This window comes from Butyrivibrio sp. XBB1001 (assembly GCF_000424505.1).
In the GTDB taxonomy this organism is placed as follows: domain Bacteria; phylum Bacillota; class Clostridia; order Lachnospirales; family Lachnospiraceae; genus Butyrivibrio.
Genome location: NZ_AUKA01000019.1, coordinates 42,564 through 59,434 on the forward strand (window position 1 = coordinate 42,564; position 16,871 = coordinate 59,434).

19 protein-coding genes, 3 tRNA genes and 1 rRNA gene are annotated in these 16,871 nt (G+C 39.9%); 2 read left to right on the forward strand and 21 right to left on the reverse strand.

The annotated features are described in order from the left end of the window. Nucleotides 1-17: 17 nt before the first annotated feature. The 16 genes from G631_RS0113920 to G631_RS0113995 all read right to left on the reverse strand — a co-directional run bounded on the left by G631_RS0113920 (nucleotide 18) and on the right by G631_RS0113995 (nucleotide 11,813). Nucleotides 18-1,094, reverse strand: coding sequence for a YibE/F family protein (locus G631_RS0113920; RefSeq protein WP_196803880.1), 1,077 nt, complete (start codon nucleotides 1,092-1,094; stop codon nucleotides 18-20). 215 nt (nucleotides 1,095-1,309) lie between these two features. Then, nucleotides 1,310-1,795, reverse strand: a complete 486-nt coding sequence (locus tag G631_RS0113925; protein WP_026489974.1) for a hypothetical protein — start codon at nucleotides 1,793-1,795, stop codon at nucleotides 1,310-1,312. A 58-nt stretch (nucleotides 1,796-1,853) separates the two neighbouring features. Beyond that, nucleotides 1,854-2,267, reverse strand: a complete 414-nt coding sequence (locus tag G631_RS0113930; protein ID WP_026489975.1) for a hypothetical protein — start codon at nucleotides 2,265-2,267, stop codon at nucleotides 1,854-1,856. Next, nucleotides 2,267-2,749, reverse strand: a complete 483-nt coding sequence (locus G631_RS20390; RefSeq protein WP_051197279.1) for a zinc ribbon domain-containing protein — start codon at nucleotides 2,747-2,749, stop codon at nucleotides 2,267-2,269. The genes G631_RS0113930 and G631_RS20390 overlap by 1 nt, the downstream gene beginning before the upstream one ends. Nucleotides 2,750-2,883: 134 nt before the next feature. Beyond that, complete coding sequence (locus G631_RS0113940; protein ID WP_026489976.1) at nucleotides 2,884-3,117, reverse strand: Fur family transcriptional regulator; 234 nt, start codon at nucleotides 3,115-3,117, stop codon at nucleotides 2,884-2,886. A 125-nt stretch (nucleotides 3,118-3,242) separates the two neighbouring features. Continuing rightward, nucleotides 3,243-3,602 (reverse strand): heavy-metal-associated domain-containing protein, encoded by a 360-nt coding sequence (locus tag G631_RS0113945; RefSeq protein ID WP_026489977.1) that lies wholly within the window; start codon nucleotides 3,600-3,602, stop codon nucleotides 3,243-3,245. A gap of 89 nt (nucleotides 3,603-3,691) precedes the next feature. Continuing rightward, nucleotides 3,692-4,324, reverse strand: coding sequence for an acetyltransferase (locus G631_RS0113950; protein ID WP_026489978.1), 633 nt, complete (start codon nucleotides 4,322-4,324; stop codon nucleotides 3,692-3,694). A gap of 155 nt (nucleotides 4,325-4,479) precedes the next feature. Then, entirely contained in the window at nucleotides 4,480-4,743 is a 264-nt protein-coding gene (gene rpsR / locus G631_RS0113955; RefSeq protein ID WP_026489979.1) for a 30S ribosomal protein S18, read from the reverse strand. An 18-nt stretch (nucleotides 4,744-4,761) separates the two neighbouring features. After that, a complete protein-coding gene (locus G631_RS0113960) occupies nucleotides 4,762-5,217 on the reverse strand; it encodes a single-stranded DNA-binding protein (RefSeq protein ID WP_026489980.1) in 456 nt (151 codons plus the stop codon). 18 nt (nucleotides 5,218-5,235) lie between these two features. Continuing rightward, the gene (gene rpsF / locus G631_RS0113965; RefSeq protein WP_026489981.1) at nucleotides 5,236-5,523 is read right to left on the reverse strand and encodes a 30S ribosomal protein S6; all 288 of its coding nucleotides are present in this window, start codon (nucleotides 5,521-5,523) and stop codon (nucleotides 5,236-5,238) included. A gap of 159 nt (nucleotides 5,524-5,682) precedes the next feature. After that, entirely contained in the window at nucleotides 5,683-5,856 is a 174-nt protein-coding gene (locus G631_RS20760; RefSeq protein ID WP_081441732.1) for a DUF951 domain-containing protein, read from the reverse strand. Between the two features lie 48 nt (nucleotides 5,857-5,904). After that, nucleotides 5,905-6,663, reverse strand: a complete 759-nt coding sequence (locus G631_RS0113975) for an NAD-dependent protein deacylase (protein WP_035789864.1) — start codon at nucleotides 6,661-6,663, stop codon at nucleotides 5,905-5,907. A 189-nt stretch (nucleotides 6,664-6,852) separates the two neighbouring features. Then, entirely contained in the window at nucleotides 6,853-8,595 is a 1,743-nt protein-coding gene (locus G631_RS0113980; RefSeq protein WP_026489983.1) for an extracellular solute-binding protein, read from the reverse strand. Between the two features lie 103 nt (nucleotides 8,596-8,698). Beyond that, complete coding sequence (locus G631_RS0113985; protein ID WP_081671368.1) at nucleotides 8,699-9,628, reverse strand: carbohydrate ABC transporter permease; 930 nt, start codon at nucleotides 9,626-9,628, stop codon at nucleotides 8,699-8,701. Nucleotides 9,629-9,643: 15 nt separating this feature from the next. Continuing rightward, complete coding sequence (locus G631_RS0113990) at nucleotides 9,644-10,591, reverse strand: ABC transporter permease (RefSeq protein ID WP_026489985.1); 948 nt, start codon at nucleotides 10,589-10,591, stop codon at nucleotides 9,644-9,646. 259 nt (nucleotides 10,592-10,850) lie between these two features. Continuing rightward, a complete protein-coding gene (locus G631_RS0113995) occupies nucleotides 10,851-11,813 on the reverse strand; it encodes an AraC family transcriptional regulator (protein ID WP_026489986.1) in 963 nt (320 codons plus the stop codon). 177 nt (nucleotides 11,814-11,990) lie between these two features. Here G631_RS0113995 and G631_RS0114000 point away from each other — a divergent pair, with 177 nt between their 5' ends. Beyond that, nucleotides 11,991-13,040 (forward strand): glycoside hydrolase family 88/105 protein, encoded by a 1,050-nt coding sequence (locus G631_RS0114000; RefSeq protein ID WP_026489987.1) that lies wholly within the window; start codon nucleotides 11,991-11,993, stop codon nucleotides 13,038-13,040. A 27-nt stretch (nucleotides 13,041-13,067) separates the two neighbouring features. Next, a complete protein-coding gene (gene gnpA / locus G631_RS0114005; protein ID WP_026489988.1) occupies nucleotides 13,068-15,230 on the forward strand; it encodes a 1,3-beta-galactosyl-N-acetylhexosamine phosphorylase in 2,163 nt (720 codons plus the stop codon). Nucleotides 15,231-15,312: 82 nt separating this feature from the next. Here gnpA and G631_RS0114010 read toward each other — a convergent pair whose 3' ends face one another. The 5 genes from G631_RS0114010 to G631_RS0114030 form a co-directional block, all read right to left on the reverse strand. Further along, nucleotides 15,313-16,221, reverse strand: coding sequence for a S1 RNA-binding domain-containing protein (locus G631_RS0114010; protein ID WP_026489989.1), 909 nt, complete (start codon nucleotides 16,219-16,221; stop codon nucleotides 15,313-15,315). 98 nt (nucleotides 16,222-16,319) lie between these two features. After that, a tRNA-Cys gene (locus tag G631_RS0114015) sits at nucleotides 16,320-16,390 on the reverse strand. Between the two features lie 12 nt (nucleotides 16,391-16,402). Then, nucleotides 16,403-16,474 (reverse strand) — tRNA-Glu (locus G631_RS0114020). Between the two features lie 66 nt (nucleotides 16,475-16,540). Beyond that, nucleotides 16,541-16,613: transfer RNA gene (locus G631_RS0114025), tRNA-Asn, on the reverse strand. Nucleotides 16,614-16,717: 104 nt separating this feature from the next. Next, nucleotides 16,718-16,871, reverse strand: a 23S ribosomal RNA gene (locus G631_RS0114030); the annotation flags it as partial.

Here is a 16,871-nt window from a genome sequence, read left to right on the forward strand (position 1 = left end):
TTTCTTTTTTTCATCTCTCATTTTAGTGTTTCTATTCTGGCAGAGAGGATTGCCACAATCGGTACAGTAAGTACTATTCCTATGCTACCTGACAGCCCTTGTATCACTTCCCTTGCAACCATATCGGTATTCATAAGTTGCGTAAATGAGATGTTGTAATAATAGATTAGTAAAAGAAGTGTAAAGGATGATCCTGCAAATGCCAGGATCAGGGTATTTGCCATAGTCCCCATAGCATCCCTTCCTATGTTCATACCAGAATGGAATAGTTCTATGGCAGTCATCTTCTCGTTAACCTCATGAAGCTCATGTATGGCAGAAGCAATGCTCATTGCAACGTCCATAACTGCTCCAAGAGATGCGATAAGAATACCCGCTGTAAAAAGACCTTTGAGTTTCATCCCATGGTCTGTACCGATCAATAATAATTCCTCTGCCTCGTTTGTCTGAAAACCTGAAATATGTGATAATGCACCGGCGATTGCCGCAAAAACACTGGCAATTACAACCCCAGAGAGAGTTCCAAGTGCCGCACTGATTGTTTTTTTGTTGATTCCATCAATTAAAACAAATGTGAATACTGTTGTGTAAAAGACAATAAGAATAGTCACAAGTATAGCCGGAAAGCCATACTCAATAAGTGGGAACAGAATTCCCACCACCGATATCAGTATAAATACCAGCGATAATAGAGACATTGCCCCCTTCCCTCTTCCTATAACTACGAGAGATAAAGCAAAAATAATAAATAGTCCCAACAGGATCCAGGTCCTGTCATAACTGTAGATGAAAGCGCTATAGCCCTCATCCTCGCTCCTTGGATCAAGCCTTACAATTACTCTTGTTCCTTCCTTACAGTTTATGTTAAAGAGCATACTCATATAATTGGAGGTCTGATATTGTTTGCCCTTGAACTGACCAGATGTAACTTCGACAATAACTTCCTGCGAGCCGCGAAGTAGACCTTCTGTAGTCTCATCAGCCTGCGTATTATTTATTATCAGCGACACTACCTTGGCTCTTACAAAATGTGACGTTGATTTATTCTCGTCTTTTTGAACCAATCCGAAATGGATAAGAAAATAAGATAACACAAAAATTGCCACCAAGATAATGATGGCAGCAATCCTCGTACTATCCCATTTAGAATTAGTAGATTTGTTCCCCCGAACATTCCCCATTTTTAAGAACCAACTCCAAAAAGATAATTACCCCAATTTTTGGGGTGCGTATTCAATTCTAACAGATAACGAACATATTTACCACACAAAAAATACACAAAAAATACACAAATTATTCAGTGCATATTTCAGCCCAAAAGTATGCCATATTTTTCTTTTGCGTACTTTTTATATCGTGTGATCCAGTCTTCATAGCCTTTGCTTTGACTAAATTCCTCATTCTTTTCACGGATTTTTTCATTGATGTGGTTAAGAATCCTTCCCCTTTCAATAGAAAAGGCTGCATTCCCTTCTTTTTCCAGTTTGAGCTCATAGAAAAATATATCCAGCACAATACTCATTGCTTCTACTTTGTTGGCTACACCTGCCATATATATAAGTCCGTCCTGAAAGCCCTTATCATACTGCTGACTGCTGTCTTCTCTATAGCATTTATGAATAGCCCTGACTACAACATTACTGTTGTGGCCATTTCCGGCGTGTTCAACTTTATAAGGTCCCATTCCAACCAGCACTACAAAGTATGCTATTTTTTTGCCAGAGAGATACTCTTTATTTACGATCTTAACAAGGCCCATTGCCTCTTTTTCCATACTCTCAATAATATCGCTCATATTATTCTCCAGAAAAAAAACCAGCCACAAAGTGACTGGTTTATAAGATTTAAAATAATTACATGTACTTCTCAACAATGCCATCAACAACAGGAATCTTGATTGTTCCCTGGTTAAGTGACTTGAAGATAAGACCTGCAAATACAAGATCTTCAAGAAGGCTTACAACTCTTGATAATACATTAAAGATGTCTGTAATAAAGCTGAAGCTTACTGTCAATCCAAATGTACGGAGAAGTGAAGAAATAACACCAAACGCATCTGGAATAAGGCCTACAAGAAGTGATAAGAAGCTAAAGAGAGCAAGTGTAGCAAGTGCCTTCACAGCTGTCTTCTTGAGCCATTCGTTAGACTCCATAAGAAGTACATAACCTACAAGAATAGTTGATGCTGTATATCCTCCGAATATTGCTGCTGCATAAATAAATGCGCCAAATACAGCTACTGATACGCCAAGACGAGTCTTTTCCATTACTGCTGTACCTCCTCAAGCTTAGTACCGCAGTTGATGCAGAACATGTCACCAGCCTTAAGAACTGTGCCGCATGTAGGGCAAGTCTTTGTAGCCTCTTCCTGAACTGGTGCAGCCTGAACTTCTGGCTGAGGGATTGCTGTTCCACATGCTGTGCAGAATGCTGCTCCCTTAGGAACCTCTGCTCCACAGCTAGGGCACTTTGTTACGCCCTTGATCTCTACGATCTGCTGCTCGAATGTAGCAATCTTCTCAAGAGAAGCCTTGATATTTCCAACAAGCTCTCCATATCCTTCCTCGAAATCTTCTGCATGAGACTCAAAGTACTTCTTACCGATCTCTTTATAAGCTGCATTGATCTTGTTCTTCTCATCCGCAATGTTTGAATTAAGTTTAGCTATATCTGCAAGGTCCTTTCCCTTTGCAATAGCTTCCTGGCTGGCTGAAGAAATCTTCTTACCGAAATCATCTAAAAACCCCATAGTTTCCTCCTAATAAAACTTTTTTCGCGCTTTTTTCTACAAAAAAGCTACTTCATTTTACATCGTTCCTAATATTTATACAACCGTTATTCGTAAAATGATGCATTCATATAAAAATTTTTTTAGAAAATTATTTAATGGAGTTTTATCATATCAATCCGCTCGACTACACCGATATCTTCCAGTACCTTTATCATTCTATAAACAGTAGCTGTTCCTATTGATTCATCGCTTTTTCTTACCATACAACATATATCTTTGCACGAGGCACCATCATTTTCTGCAATAATGTCAGCAACTATCTTTCTTTGCTTTGTTATTCTCATTCCCTCTTTCCTAAGTGCATCAATAATCTGTTCGTTACTCATCGCGTTTCCCTTCTGAAATTGACTAGTTCTCGTTATTTTGTTAGTAATTGCTAACACATTTCTCAGAGAAAACCCGCCAGAAGCGGGTCGTTAATCTGTTGCAATTTTATGCAATTATGCAGATATCATTTGATTTCAATTACCTTATATCCAAGCCCTTCTATTTCTGAAGTTAGAACTTCGTCTGCTACTTCTTTTTCATACTGGACTACTGCCTGTTTCTTCCTAAGGCTCAGTTTAGCAGATACTCCATCAATCCTGTTGATGGCACGTTTAACCCTGTTTGTACAGTTCTCACAGTGCATACCATCAATCTTAAAAATCTTGATTTTAATTATTGGACCATTCAGCTTTTTATCAGCTTCCTTAACTGTAGAATTTCCACCGCCACAGCAACTACCCTGACCTAAAAGATGCTTTATAGAGCCCCTTAGTGCAAAAAACAAAATGATCACTAAAAAAATAATTATAAAAACATTTATCATAATGTAAAAAGCCTCGTGAAAATAGTTATCATTATGCCTCGAACACAATGTTAGCATCTGCTAACTATTTTTTCAAGTGTCTAGATTACTTATTTTATTTTTTTCGCCGGGACGCCAACGTACACTCCGGATTCTTCTATATTTTTAACAACGCACGCGCCTGCTCCAACTATGACTGCATCCTTGATGCTCAGCCCCTGAATTATCCTCATGCCTGTACCTAATTCCACGCGCTCTCCAATATTGCAGCAACCTGATATATTAACGCTTGGATATGCTGTTACAAAGTCAGAAATCACATCATCATGCCCTATTGTGCAATCCCAATCTATACTCACATGATTTCCTATGGTCACATCGACAGAAATTATTGTCCCGGCGCAGATTATAGTGCCTTCCCCAATCTTTACGCTTCTGGACATTATAACTGACGGATCAATCAAAGTTGCATATTGCAAAGCATAATTTCTCAACTTTTGTATTATTGCATGTTTAGTATCTGCATTTCCAATGGCGCAAACAACGTAAGAATCCTTGCAGTTCTCTAAGTAACTTATTCCACCCAATACTGGATAGTCATATATATTCTTGTTCCATAATGATTCATTGTCATCAACATATCCAACTATATTCCATGTTGGATTTACCTTATTGATTCTCTCTACAAGCCATGCAACTTCTTTGCCAAATCCACCTGCACCAATAATATATAAATCTTTCATTAATTGTCCCTCACACTATTTGTTTATAATTAAAAGGTCAAATAATTATATCATAATCACGCCAGCCGCATCCATTCGCTTGCCGGTCTTGTGCAAAAAAAGACACTACCTAGAATCTCTTCTAAGTAGTGCCTTAAATATTTATCTTATGTAGATTACTCAGCTACGTAAGGCATAAGTGCAAGATGTCTTGCTCTCTTGATAGCTGATGTAAGCTCTCTCTGGTGCTTAGCACAGTTACCTGTGATTCTTCTAGGAAGAATCTTGCCGCTCTCAGAAACGAACTTCTTGAGCTTAGCTGTATCCTTGTAATCAATTACATTATCCTTGCCACAGAAAACGCAAACTTTCTTTCTTCTGTGCATTCCGCCCTTTCTCCTCATAGGAGCATCGGACTTATCAGACTTAGTAAAAGCCATTGTAATTTACCTCCTAAATTAGTTAAAAGGAAGCTCCTCGTCAATTCCGTCAGGAATGTTCATGAAGCCATCCCCAGCTGCTGAAGGTGCAGGTTCATTACTAGGTGCTGATCCGCTGAAGTTTCCACTGTTGCCAGCAGATGCATTCTTGGATTCAGCAAATTCCTGATCCTCCGCAACTACATCAGTTGTGTATACTTTAACGCCATCCTTGTTGGTATAACTACCAGTCTGGATACGTCCCGTTACGATAACTTTGGTGCCTTTTCTAAAGTACTTCTCAGCAAACTCACCACTCTTGCCAAATGCAACAATCTGAATGAAATCAGCTGTCTGAGCATCCTGGCTGTCTCTTCTGGCAAATCTTCTGTCAACTGCGAGTGTATATCTTGCTACGCAGCTAGCTGTCTCTCCCTGTGAGTATCTAACGTCGGGGTCTTTTGTAAGACGTCCCATAAGTATAACTTTGTTCATATTTTCGTCCTCTTCTATTTAAGCCTCGTTCTTAACGCATAAATATCTGATGACGCCATCCATAATACGCATACGTGACTCGATCTCTGCAGGTGTTGTACCCTCAGCATCGAACTGGATGAAGTAATAGAAGCCTTCTGTCATTTTCTCGATCTCATAAGCGAGCTTCTTCTTACCCCAATCATCTACGTTAGTAATCTGACCACCATGCTTCTCGATAGTCTTCTTAACCTTCTCGATGACTGCTGTTCTGGCATCGTCTTCGATCTTTGCACTAACAACAACGGCTAATTCGTATTTGTTCATGCTATTGTTACCTCCTTTTGGTCTCTGGCTACACTTTACATTAGCGTAGCAAGGAATTTATCACAGAATGGTATGTTATCACAATATTGCCAAGAATGCAAGTGTTTTTTGACATATCCCCTATATTGTGGTGTAAAGCATTTTCCAGACTATTTATAGTCACCTGATCCCTCTGATATTCTTTTCCACATTTTTCCTTGGAACCATGATCTGGTGGCCACACCCCATGCATTTCAGCCTGAAATCCGCACCTACTCTGAGCACTTCCCATTCGTAATTACCGCAAGGATGTTGTTTCTTTAGTTTAATGATATTTCCTACCTGTATATCCATGTATCTTCTACTTTTTGTTTTTATATCATGTTTTCTGGCCCTGCCAGGTTATAGGGTAATTCCCTGTAGAACAGCCAGTTCCCTGAAAACTTTTCCAATTTTTTCTTTTATTATAAGTGTATTCTGAGCGCCTCTGATATCAAGGTCACTTTCATTGATGACAACAAGATACTTGCCTCTGAAATAATTAATAAAAGAAGCTGCCGGATAAACCGAAAGTGATGTTCCTCCAATTATAAGCATCTGTGCCTTGGCAATCGCCTCTATAGCTCCAGAAACCTGATCATCTGGAAGTCCCTCTTCATATAGAGTTATGTCAGGTCGAATTGTCCCGCCACAGCTGCACTTTGGAATTGGCTCTTGTGATTCAAAGATATAGTCCTCAGGATATTCTTTTCCACAATTCATACAGTAGTTCCTAAGTGCGCTACCATGAATCTCATAGACAACTTTGCTTCCAGCCTTTTGGTGCAGGCCATCAATGTTCTGTGTAACTACAGCCTGTAATTTGCCAGTTTTCTCAAGTGCTGCCAGATATTTATGAGCATCATTAGGCTCTATGTTTCTTGTGTCCATCTTTTGCCTGTGAAATTCATAATACACCTTGGGCTCATACACAAGACAGCTATGGCTCAAAAGATATTCCGGCTGATATTTATCGAATCTGACATCATGCTGGTTGTAAAGGCCATCTTTACTTCTAAAGTCTGGAATCCCGCTCTCTGTGGATACTCCCGCTCCACCAAAAAAGACAATATTGTCGCAGGCATCAATCATTTCTTTAAACTTCTCTATCTGTTCCCCCATCTTTTCCCCCTTTCTTGCTATTAAGACTTATATTCTTAACTCATCGTCTTTTTCTGCTTTTCAGCATTATTATTTTATCATACTTGGTCCATTTATTACTGTATATAAAAGTGGATTTATGATAAAAAAGGAGCCAGAATCTTTAAATTCTGGCCCCTTTACATTCATTCTAGGAATTATTTTTAATGATTACTGAAGCTTTGTTGTCTTTCCATCATCAAACATAGCCTGTCTCTCATCAATTACATCCTGATATCCAGCATCAAGATATTTCTGAGAAAGTTCATCATAAAGAGCATCAAACTCTTCTGGTGCGCACATAACAAGCTGGTCACGATACTCAGGATATACCTCTTCCTTAAGAGCTGTGCCATTCTCTGTTACTGACTCAAGAGCGCCACCGAACAGACAGTCAACGTTTGCATAACCAGCCTCGTAAAGTGCAAGCTGTCCCTTGTAGTTAGCAAGAAGATCATCATAGAAGTCCTGAGGAAGTCCCTGAGGATTGATTGCTGCGATGTCCTTCTCGATATCGCCAAATGACTTAGAAGCTGTAACAACCATCCAGTAGTCAACGTTGTTGTTGTGACCCTGCTGCTCTTCAAGACCAGTCTGATCACCAACTGCTACAGGGTTGCCGTTCTCATCATAGTTGAAGTTTACGCCTTCGATACCCCACTGCATTGTGAAGAGGTTCTCATCCTGAGCCATCCACTCAAGATACATCTCACCAGCCTTAACTTCATCTTCTGTTGCGTTGTTAGCAAACGCGATCATAGCGCCAAAGATGTTGTTAGGACGGAAAGCATTGCTTGAGCCCCAAGTTGAATCCTGGTTGAACTTACCATCGCAAACAACTACACCGAGCTCTGCATCTGGGTTAGCCTCATAGAATGACTGAAGTACCTGCATGTTAGATGAAACATATCCGCTCCATGAGAATGCCTTGCCATTGATGAAGTCAGCCTCTACATCAGATGATGCTCTGAGGTAGTACTCTGGGTTGATGTAACCATCGTTGTAAAGCTCGTTGTTCCACTTAAGGAGTCTCTTCTGAGCCTCTGTTGAAAGAGCTGGAATCTGATAATCACCTGTTGTGCACCATGTTGTCTCATCCTGTGGATAATCTCTGAAGCTGTAGTTCTGGTCAGCACCAGCGCCTGCAACCTTAGATCCGCTAAGGAGATACTCATGTCCGTTTTCCTTCATCTTTGCATAAGCCTCAAGAAGCTCTGTGTTTGTTGAAGGATATTTGTCATAGCCTGCCTCTGAGAGCCAGTCCTTACGATACCATGTAACGAATGTGTAGTTTGTGTTACCATATGGTCTCATACCAAGAACCATGTAGTCCTCATCGCCAAACTTTGTGTAACCTGTAAGGCCGTTAGCTTCCATGTTTCCCCAGTATGTAGGAGCGATTGTCTTGAACTGCTCGATATCGATAGGCTGAAGATATCCATCAGCTGCCCATGTAGCAAGCTTATCATAGTCGTACTCCATGCAAAGTGTAGGAAGTGTGTTTGTAGAAGCAAGCATAGAGTAGTCAGTCATAACATCTGAACGTGTGATTCCAACATACTCAACCTTTATATTGTACTTATCACCAAAATTCTCCTGAACCCATTTTGTCCAGTAGTTGTTCTCAACATCAGAGCATCCGTTACCTGCATCTCCTCTGTCGTATACAGCTACACGAAGTGTAACTTCGTTCTCAAATGGTGTCCATCCATCAATACCAGCAACTACATCTGCATTCTCTGCAGCTGGAGCTTCTGTTGTTGTCTCTGCCTGTGCTGTCTCTGTCTGCTGTGTTTCTGTGTCAGTGGTTGTTGTGTCAGCTGCTGTGTTGTCACCGCATCCAACGATTGTTCCAGCTACCATAGCGCCTGTAAGTGCTGTAGCAAGAACCTTCTGAAGAAAATTCTTCTTCATAATTCATACCCTCCTTTTTTCCATAAAGAAAATTGTATTTTATGCCACTCTTTGTGGCTTAAAATTGAAACTACCTTCGATAATACCTCGCCAGGTGCTCTGCTCAACCCTTTACTGCTCCGATCATAGTACCCTGAACGAAGTACTTCTGAAGGAATGGATAGATGATGATGATTGGTATAGTTACAAACATGATACAAGCTGCCTGTAATACCTCAGGTGTTGACTGTGATACACCACCAGTATCTGCCAGTGAAGCATTCTGTGCTTCTGTAGCAGATGCAACAAGCTGGTAAAGCTTGTACTGGATCATCTTAAGATCTGCAGATCTTGTATAGTACATGTTATCAGCATATGAATTCCAACGTCCTACTGCATAGAACAAAGACAGTGTAGCCAATATCGGCTTGGACAGAGGAAGAACTATTTTCCAAAGGATCTGGAAATTTGTTGCTCCATCAAGGAATGCTGACTCCTCTAAGCTATCAGGAATAGTACTTGTAAAAAAGTTCTTCATTATCAGCATGTTATATGGTGAATAGATAAGTGGCAGGATCAATACCCAAAATGTATCCAGGATATGAAGCTGATAATAAAGTATGTACTGAGGAATGATACCTGCTGAAAAGTACATTGGAACCATAAGCAGGAATGTAAGTACTGGACGGCCTTTTAATCTCTTTTTTGAAAGAGGATATGCCGCACAGGTACAAACGATCATACCAAGCAGTGTAAAGAGTAAAGTGATCCAGACTGAAAAGATCATTGACTTAGTCATTGAATCATCCTTAAAAACTCTTGTGAAAGCGTCAAATGTAATATCTTTTGGCCAGAAATATACTGACTGAGACATTACTGCTGTATTACCAGAAATTGATTTTGCTGCAACGTGCACAAATGGTAACACGCATGTAGCGCATAATAATATGATGATAAGCATCATTATCGCATCGCTTATCTTAAAGCCTATTACAGCGTGGGCTCCTCCTGCTGAGAAGTTTTCCTCGCCAACGGCTGTCTTACTTTTTCCCATCGTAGTTCCTCCTCATTATAGCAAGCCATCTTCGCCAAGCTTTTTGGCAATCCTATCAGACAAAAGTACTAGTATAACGCCAATTGCTGACTGGAACAAACCAACCGCAGTAGCCATACTAAATTTGTTGTTACTGATACCTTTTTGATAGATGTAAACAGCAAGCTGATACTGGAACTCTTTTACCTGGGTATTACCAAGAGCTGTAAGTCTTTCAAGGTTACTTCCCATGACACGTCCAAGGTTCATGATAAGAAGTGTTACGATCGTGCTTCTGATACCTGGAAGTGTAATATGGATCATTCTCTGCCAACGGTTTGCGCCGTCGATCATTGCTGCTTCATATAGTTCTCCGCTAATACCGGTAATAGCTGCAAGGTAAAGGATCGTGCCCCAACCCATTCCCTGCCAAACTCCGATTAGCAGATAAGTTATTGCCCAGTGCCATTTCTCATTAAGGAATGGAATACCCTGTTCAATAAATCCAGCCTGCATCATAGCTACGTTAACAAGTCCGCTTGAAGGCTTAAACATTGTCAGCGCTACGCTACCGATGATAGCCCAAGATAAGAAGTGAGGCAGATAAAGAATTGTCTGAGACACTTTCTTAAATCTCTTGTATCTGAGCTCATTAAGAATAAGAGCCAGAATAATTGGCATAGGGAAGCCCACGAGAAGATCTGCAATGTTAAATACAATTGAGTTTCTGAGTGCTCTGCCAAAGTCTGCATCCTTAAATACTTTCTGGAATGTAGCCCAGCCAACCCATTTACTGCCTGCATAGCCCTTGGCCGGTTTGTAGTCCATAAATGCCATTCTAAGGCCAGGATATGCACCATAACTAAATACAATTACTAGAACCAGTGGAATTAAGAGAAGTAGATAAAGCTGCCAGTCTCGCTTCAAGGCACTTTTCCAAGATGTGGTAGTTACCACTCCCCCTTTTTTACTTTGCTTTTTCATACCATTATTGCCCTTTCCCCTTGTATAAATAAATCCTAAAATAATTTAACTGGTATATCTAATCACTTAGTCAAAAAAACTTTGCATAAACAACCATTTAAACGATTAGTTTTAGTGCCATATGTCCCTTTTGGCTAAAAGTAAATGACAATTTTTGTGCATGTTTTATACTCAAACGTTTTCGCTAAAACGTCTACATAATGGCAATCAAAAAGTCCCACCGCATAACTTTGAGGTAGGACTTAAGTATTGCATTCTTTTATTTTTCCTTATTATCAGACAGGTTCTGAGCTTGCATCCAGCCTGTATACTCCAGTATTGATGCATTATCAACTCTCGCCATCTTATGTCTCCACTCGCTGGGCTGAGTTCCCATTATTTCTGAAAAATGTCTGTTATAACTTGATACCGATCTAAATCCAACCTGTTCAGATATAGAAAGAATGGACTCTTCTGTAGTTCTAAGCAGTATGCAGGACTGAAGTATCCTTGTAGTGTTGAGATAGTTCAAAGGGCTCGTATTCATGATCTCATGGAACACTCTTCTAAAGTGGGTCTGACTAAGGTGACACATATCTGCCAGCTCTTCCATAGGAAAATTCATCATGTAATTCTCTTTTATGAAGTCCAGTGCCGGTGAAATGACAATAGCATTTTCGTGTGTATCCTTGGTTTCAAGCTTTTTCCCTTTATTATCAGAATAGATTCTCATGACCTTCATAAAAAGAGATAGCATGAGTCCCTTTACAGATAGCTGATAATTCATGCCCTTATGCTGAAGTTCCTCCATTACTGTTCTGATAATGTAGTAAACATCAGGGTAATCCTCTTTGTTGAGAATCATTTGGAAATTCTGCATCATATCGGTAAAGATTTCCGCATAAGGAGAAGAATCAGAATACATCCCCTTCAAGAGCTCATCGGGCTGTATGAATATGTATGTCCAAAGACTCGCTTCTCCCTTATTACTATATGTAGTATGAGGAACATTTCTGGAAATAAATGTCACATCCCCAGCCTTGAAAGGATAAGGAGTATTGTCGAATTCTATTATTCCACTATCAGAATGGCATATTCCAATTTCCAGACAGTTGTGAAAATGAAGCTTCCCGGATTTCACATCAGAAATATGCCATCTGTCTCCAGTAAGCAATAATACAGGAAAATTCATGGGAAGCTCATAATTTCTATATTCTATTACAGTCTTTTTTGGTTTTGCCATAGATTTAACCCCTTGAATAAGAAAACGTGAATGCGTTTATTGTACCCAATGAAAAATATTAAGTCAAATAGTTGAAATTGCAAAGGATTTTATTTAACTTGAATAGACATTTCGACCATCCACTAATATAATTTCCTCAAAATGATACATTAGCGTGTTATAAGGAGCGAACTGGGTATGGCAAACCTTATTTATGACAAAAAAGAAATTGAAAAAACTATTGATTCTATAGTTAAACGTACAATGCGTATGGATCTGACCTGGGACTGGCCAGGTGGCGTTGCTTATTATGGTGTTTGTGAGGCTTACCTTGCAACTGGCAACAAAGAATATATTGAACTCTTAAAAGATCGAATCGACGAATATATTGAGCTTGGGCTTCCTTCATGGACTGTTAATACATGTGCCATGGGCCATGCAATGCTCACTCTTTATGAATATACCAAAGATGAAAAATATCTTGATATAGCAAAGAGCAAAATTGATTATCTCGAAAATGAAGCTCTAAGATTTGGAGACAACGTACTACAGCACACTGTATCTGTAAACAATGATTTCCCTGAGCAGTGTTGGGCTGATACTCTTTTCATGGCAGCATTCTTCCTTCTCAGAGCCGGTGTACTTCTCAAAGATGAGAAGCTTATCGATGATGCTCTTAATCAGTACTACTGGCATATAAAGTATCTTCAGGATCCTGCAACAGGTCTCTTTTACCATGGTTACAACAACATTACAAAAGACCACATGTCAGGCTTTTTCTGGGGTCGTGCTAACGCATGGGCAGCATATACTATGTCAGAAGTAGGAAGAGTCCTTCCAGAATGCTACCTATATCCTAAGTTTTTGGATATCGTTGGCTCTCTCAATGAGCAACTTGCGTCTATCAAGCTTCTCCAGACTGAGAATGGTCTTTTCCGCACAATTTTAGATGATGAGGACTCTTATGAAGAGATATCTGCCTCATGTGGAATTGCTGCCGCAATGATAAATAAGGGCAATCCACTTCATATTAAGTACATCAACAAGGCTACACAGGGCATTCTTGCTAATGTATCAGCTGATGGCCGTGTTCTTAATGTTTCTGGCGGTACCGCTGTTATGAAGGACAGAGATGGCTATAGAGGCATTTCTAGAGATTGGATCCAGGGATGGGGCCAGGGACTAGCACTTGCATATCTCGCAGGCATACTTAACTACGACAAAATCAGGAGTGATGGTGCACTCTGATACTTAACTAACTACTTGGGGGTTTTTATGGAATCAATATCTACGAAAGGCGGATTCACTTTACCCGGTGAATCAGGATATGAAAAATTAACACTTGATCTTGCAGAAAAATGGGGTGCCGATGTCATAAGAGACAGCGATGGAACTGTACTTTCTGATGAGATTCTTAATTCAGGTTACGGTATTTACTCTACAATCTGCATAATCAGAGACCACAATGAATGGGCAAAGAAAAACCCAGACAAGCTTCAGCAGACTTTTTTGATGACTCATCCCAAAGTAGCTGATGACGGATTTTTGACATTTCATCTTTTAGATGACTTTTTTGATCAGCAGTTTAAAGTAAACGATAGTCCTGATTCTATGAAATACTGGCAGGTTTTCGATCGTACCACAGGTCGAGAGATCAGCAGTAATTTCTGGACATATGAAAAAGAAGCTGGAAATGTAATCGTTAACAATGTCATTCCATGGCACAGATATACTGTAAGTTTCCTGGCCTACCGTATCTGGGAAGAAATTTCCATGTACAACCACACAACAAACAACTGGACCAAGGAACATCTCATGCAGATTGATCCTGTCCATAAAGAAACCCAGGAATATATGATCAATTGGCTCACAAACTGGTGTGAGTCTCATCCTGCTACTACTGTTGTCAGATTCACTTCCATGTTCTACAACTTTGTCTGGATCTGGGGAAGTAGCAACAGAAACAGAAACCTCTTTACTGACTGGGGCTCATACGACTTTACTGTAAGTCCAAAAATGCTGGATGATTTTGCAGAAAAATATGGCTACAAACTTACAGCCGAGGATTTCATCAACAAAGGTGCTCTTCATGTAACTCATATGCCTCCTGTAAAGACACAGCGCGACTATATGAATTTTGTAAATTCCTTCGTAGTATCTTTTGGCCGCAAGCTAGTTGATATTGTTCATAGCTATGGCAAAAAAGCTTACGTATTTTACGATGATAGCTGGGTTGGTGTAGAACCATATAGCAAACGCTTCAAGGACTTCGACTTCGATGGACTTATCAAATGCGTATTTTCTGGATATGAAGTTAGATTATGTGGCGGTGCTGATATTGAGACTCACGAGATTAGATTGCATCCTTATCTGTTCCCAGTTGGCCTTGGCGGACTTCCTACCTTTGCTGAAGGCGGAAATCCTACAAGAGATGCTAAAGAATATTGGAATCACACTAGACGTGCACTCCTTAGAACAAAGATAGACAGAATTGGCCTTGGTGGATATCTCCATCTTGTGGAAAACTACCCTGACTTTGTAGAATACATTGCAAAAATATCTGACGAATTCAGAACAATAAGAGACCTGCACACAGAAGGTACTCCTTCCACTATAGGCGTAAAAGTCGCTGTTTTGCATAGCTGGGGAAGCCTTAGAAGCTGGACTTTAAGTGGACATTTCCATGAGACATATATGAACGACCTTATCCACATTAATGAGGCCTTGTCAGGACTTCCAGTTGACGTTGACTTTATCAGCTTTGATGATGTGGAAAATATTGACCTTTCAAAGTATAAAGTCATTATCAACGCAGGAGCTCAGGGCACTGCCTGGAGTGGTGGTGATAACTGGAATAATCCAGTACTTGAGGAAATTATCACAAAATGGGTATTTGAAGGCGGTGTATTTATTGGTGTTAACGAGCCTTCAGCAATTGATGGCTACGACACTACATTTAGACTTGCTTCTGTTCTCGGTGTGGATAAAAACATCCCTGCAAAGGTATGTCACGGTAAATGGACTTATGATCTGACATCTGTTAACGGTCTTGTACCAGAAGGCGCTTATATTCCAAAGAGATGCTCTGTTCATTTAACTGATGGAAAGGCTCATGTGATACTTGAGCAGGACGGCGAACCTGTATTTACAATAAATGACTTCGGAAAAGGTAAGGGAATATATTTATCAACTTTTGAAACAACACCTATAAATAATAGACTTTTGCTCAATATTATTCTCTATGCAGCAGGTCTACCATTAGATGAGCTTTATATAACAGATAATGCTAATACTGAATGCGCTTATTTTGCTAGTTCTAAAAAACTTATTGTGATCAATAACTCTGATTCAAAGCAGAGCACATCAGTTAAAACAGACTCAGGAATTCAGGTCTTCAAGGATATAGAGCCATTCGATACAGTTATTAAGCAGCTTTAAAATTAAATATTTTAATTTCTAAAGTAAAAAAGCAGTGACAACCTCCCAAGTCACTGCTTTTTTATATGATCATTATGTAGTATTAGAATCCCGCTTTCTTCAATAGATCAGCCATTGATGTAGTAGCTTCTCCATCACTTTCGTACTGAATCTTTTCTTCTGTGATCTCAGTAGCTGCTATTTCTTCTAAAGCTTTCATGCTGAGTGAAAGTTTACCATCTTTTATCTGTGTAACCTTCACTTTAACCTTCTGTCCAACCTTAAGAACTGAAGAAGGATGTGCAATTCTCTGATTGCAAATCTGCGAAATGTGAACGAGGCCTGTCATTCCATTCCCAAGATTAACAAATGCTCCATAGTTCTGAAGGCTTTCTACTACACCTTCTGTAACAAGTCCAACTTCTACATTAGAAATCATCTCTGCTCTCTTTAAATCAGCCTGTTCTCTGAGGTACTCTCTTGCAGACAGTACTAGCTTACCAGCCTCTTTATCTGCTGTTATTACCTTAACCTTAAGAGTCTTTCCAACGTATTCCTGTAATCTGTCTTCTTCTACAAACTGAAGATCAAGCTTGGAAGCTGGTATAAATCCTCGTATTCCTTCTAAGAAAGCCACACATCCGCTCTTAACAGCTTCGGAAACCTTCACATCTACATATTCACCTGAAGATAGCATTTCCCCAAGCTTATCCCAAGAAAGCACCTGATTAGCCTCTTTCTTGGATAAGAGAATGTTTCCATTTCCATCGTCTGTGCTTATAACTGTAGCTGATATCTCATCTCCAACCTTTACGTCTCTATGAACTGAGAATTTAGGGTCATCGCTCATATCTTCAACCCTTATTATTCCCTGAGTATAGTACTTAAGATCCAGGGTTATCTCTGTATCTGACACATCGATTACTGTTCCTTCAAGAATATCTCCCTCATGCACCTTTCTAAAAGATCTATCAATCTCATCTTTAAAATCATTCATTGTCTCTTCTGGCATATTATGGTCCTCCCAATATTTATAGTGCAATACATTGTAAATTATATCACAGATTATATGTATAAAAAAAAATCCTTCGGATAATCCGAAGGATTTAGAGGTGACAGGCGGATTTGAACCGTCGATCAGGGTGTTGCAGACCCACGCCTTACCACTTGGCTATGTCACCATATTATTTTAATGACTCCGACGAGAATCGAACTCGTGTTACCGCCGTGAAAGGGCGATGTCTTGACCGCTTGACCACGGAGCCGCATCAGACCGTTTCGCTATAGTAACAGTCTATCGTATTTCAATGTCAAAGACAAGCTTTAACTAGCTCCCCAAGTAGGACTCGAACCTACGACACTTCGGTTAACAGCCGAATGCTCTACCGACTGAGCTATTGAGGAATACTGAACATACAAAATACCATGCGTTGCATGGTACTTCATTTTGTACCTTCAAAACCGAACACTGATAATCTAAATCCTTTTTTCAATCGTTCCTAACCTTCTTGGATAAGCCCTCGACCTATTAGTACACATCAGCTGAACACGTTACCGTGCTTACACCTTGTGCCTATCTAACCTCATACTCTCTAAGGGGTCTTACTGGACAAGCCAGGGATATCTCATCTTGAGGGGGGCTTCACGCTTAGATGCCTTCAG

Excerpts from the sequence above, each read along its gene's own strand:
- G631_RS0113925 (WP_026489974.1), bottom strand. The coding sequence starts at position 1,795 with ATGAGCGATATTATTGAGAGTATGGAAAAAGAGGCAATGGGCCTTGTT.
- G631_RS0113930 (WP_026489975.1), bottom strand. The coding sequence starts at position 2,267 with ATGGAAAAGACTCGTCTTGGCGTATCAGTAGCTGTATTTGGCGCATTT.
- G631_RS20390 (WP_051197279.1), bottom strand. The coding sequence starts at position 2,749 with ATGGGGTTTTTAGATGATTTCGGTAAGAAGATTTCTTCAGCCAGCCAG.
- G631_RS0113940 (WP_026489976.1), bottom strand. The coding sequence starts at position 3,117 with ATGAGTAACGAACAGATTATTGATGCACTTAGGAAAGAGGGAATGAGA.
- G631_RS0113945 (WP_026489977.1), bottom strand. The coding sequence starts at position 3,602 with ATGATAAATGTTTTTATAATTATTTTTTTAGTGATCATTTTGTTTTTT.
- G631_RS0113950 (WP_026489978.1), bottom strand. The coding sequence starts at position 4,324 with ATGAAAGATTTATATATTATTGGTGCAGGTGGATTTGGCAAAGAAGTT.
- rpsR (WP_026489979.1), bottom strand. The coding sequence starts at position 4,743 with ATGGCTTTTACTAAGTCTGATAAGTCCGATGCTCCTATGAGGAGAAAG.
- G631_RS0113960 (WP_026489980.1), bottom strand. The coding sequence starts at position 5,217 with ATGAACAAAGTTATACTTATGGGACGTCTTACAAAAGACCCCGACGTT.
- rpsF (WP_026489981.1), bottom strand. The coding sequence starts at position 5,523 with ATGAACAAATACGAATTAGCCGTTGTTGTTAGTGCAAAGATCGAAGAC.
- G631_RS20760 (WP_081441732.1), bottom strand. The coding sequence starts at position 5,856 with ATGGATATACAGGTAGGAAATATCATTAAACTAAAGAAACAACATCCT.
- G631_RS0113975 (WP_035789864.1), bottom strand. The coding sequence starts at position 6,663 with ATGGGGGAACAGATAGAGAAGTTTAAAGAAATGATTGATGCCTGCGAC.
- G631_RS0113980 (WP_026489983.1), bottom strand. The coding sequence starts at position 8,595 with ATGAAGAAGAATTTTCTTCAGAAGGTTCTTGCTACAGCACTTACAGGC.
- G631_RS0113985 (WP_081671368.1), bottom strand. The coding sequence starts at position 9,628 with ATGGGAAAAAGTAAGACAGCCGTTGGCGAGGAAAACTTCTCAGCAGGA.
- G631_RS0113990 (WP_026489985.1), bottom strand. The coding sequence starts at position 10,591 with ATGAAAAAGCAAAGTAAAAAAGGGGGAGTGGTAACTACCACATCTTGG.
- G631_RS0113995 (WP_026489986.1), bottom strand. The coding sequence starts at position 11,813 with ATGGCAAAACCAAAAAAGACTGTAATAGAATATAGAAATTATGAGCTT.
- G631_RS0114000 (WP_026489987.1), top strand. The coding sequence starts at position 11,991 with ATGGCAAACCTTATTTATGACAAAAAAGAAATTGAAAAAACTATTGAT.
- gnpA (WP_026489988.1), top strand. The coding sequence starts at position 13,068 with ATGGAATCAATATCTACGAAAGGCGGATTCACTTTACCCGGTGAATCA.
- G631_RS0114010 (WP_026489989.1), bottom strand. The coding sequence starts at position 16,221 with ATGCCAGAAGAGACAATGAATGATTTTAAAGATGAGATTGATAGATCT.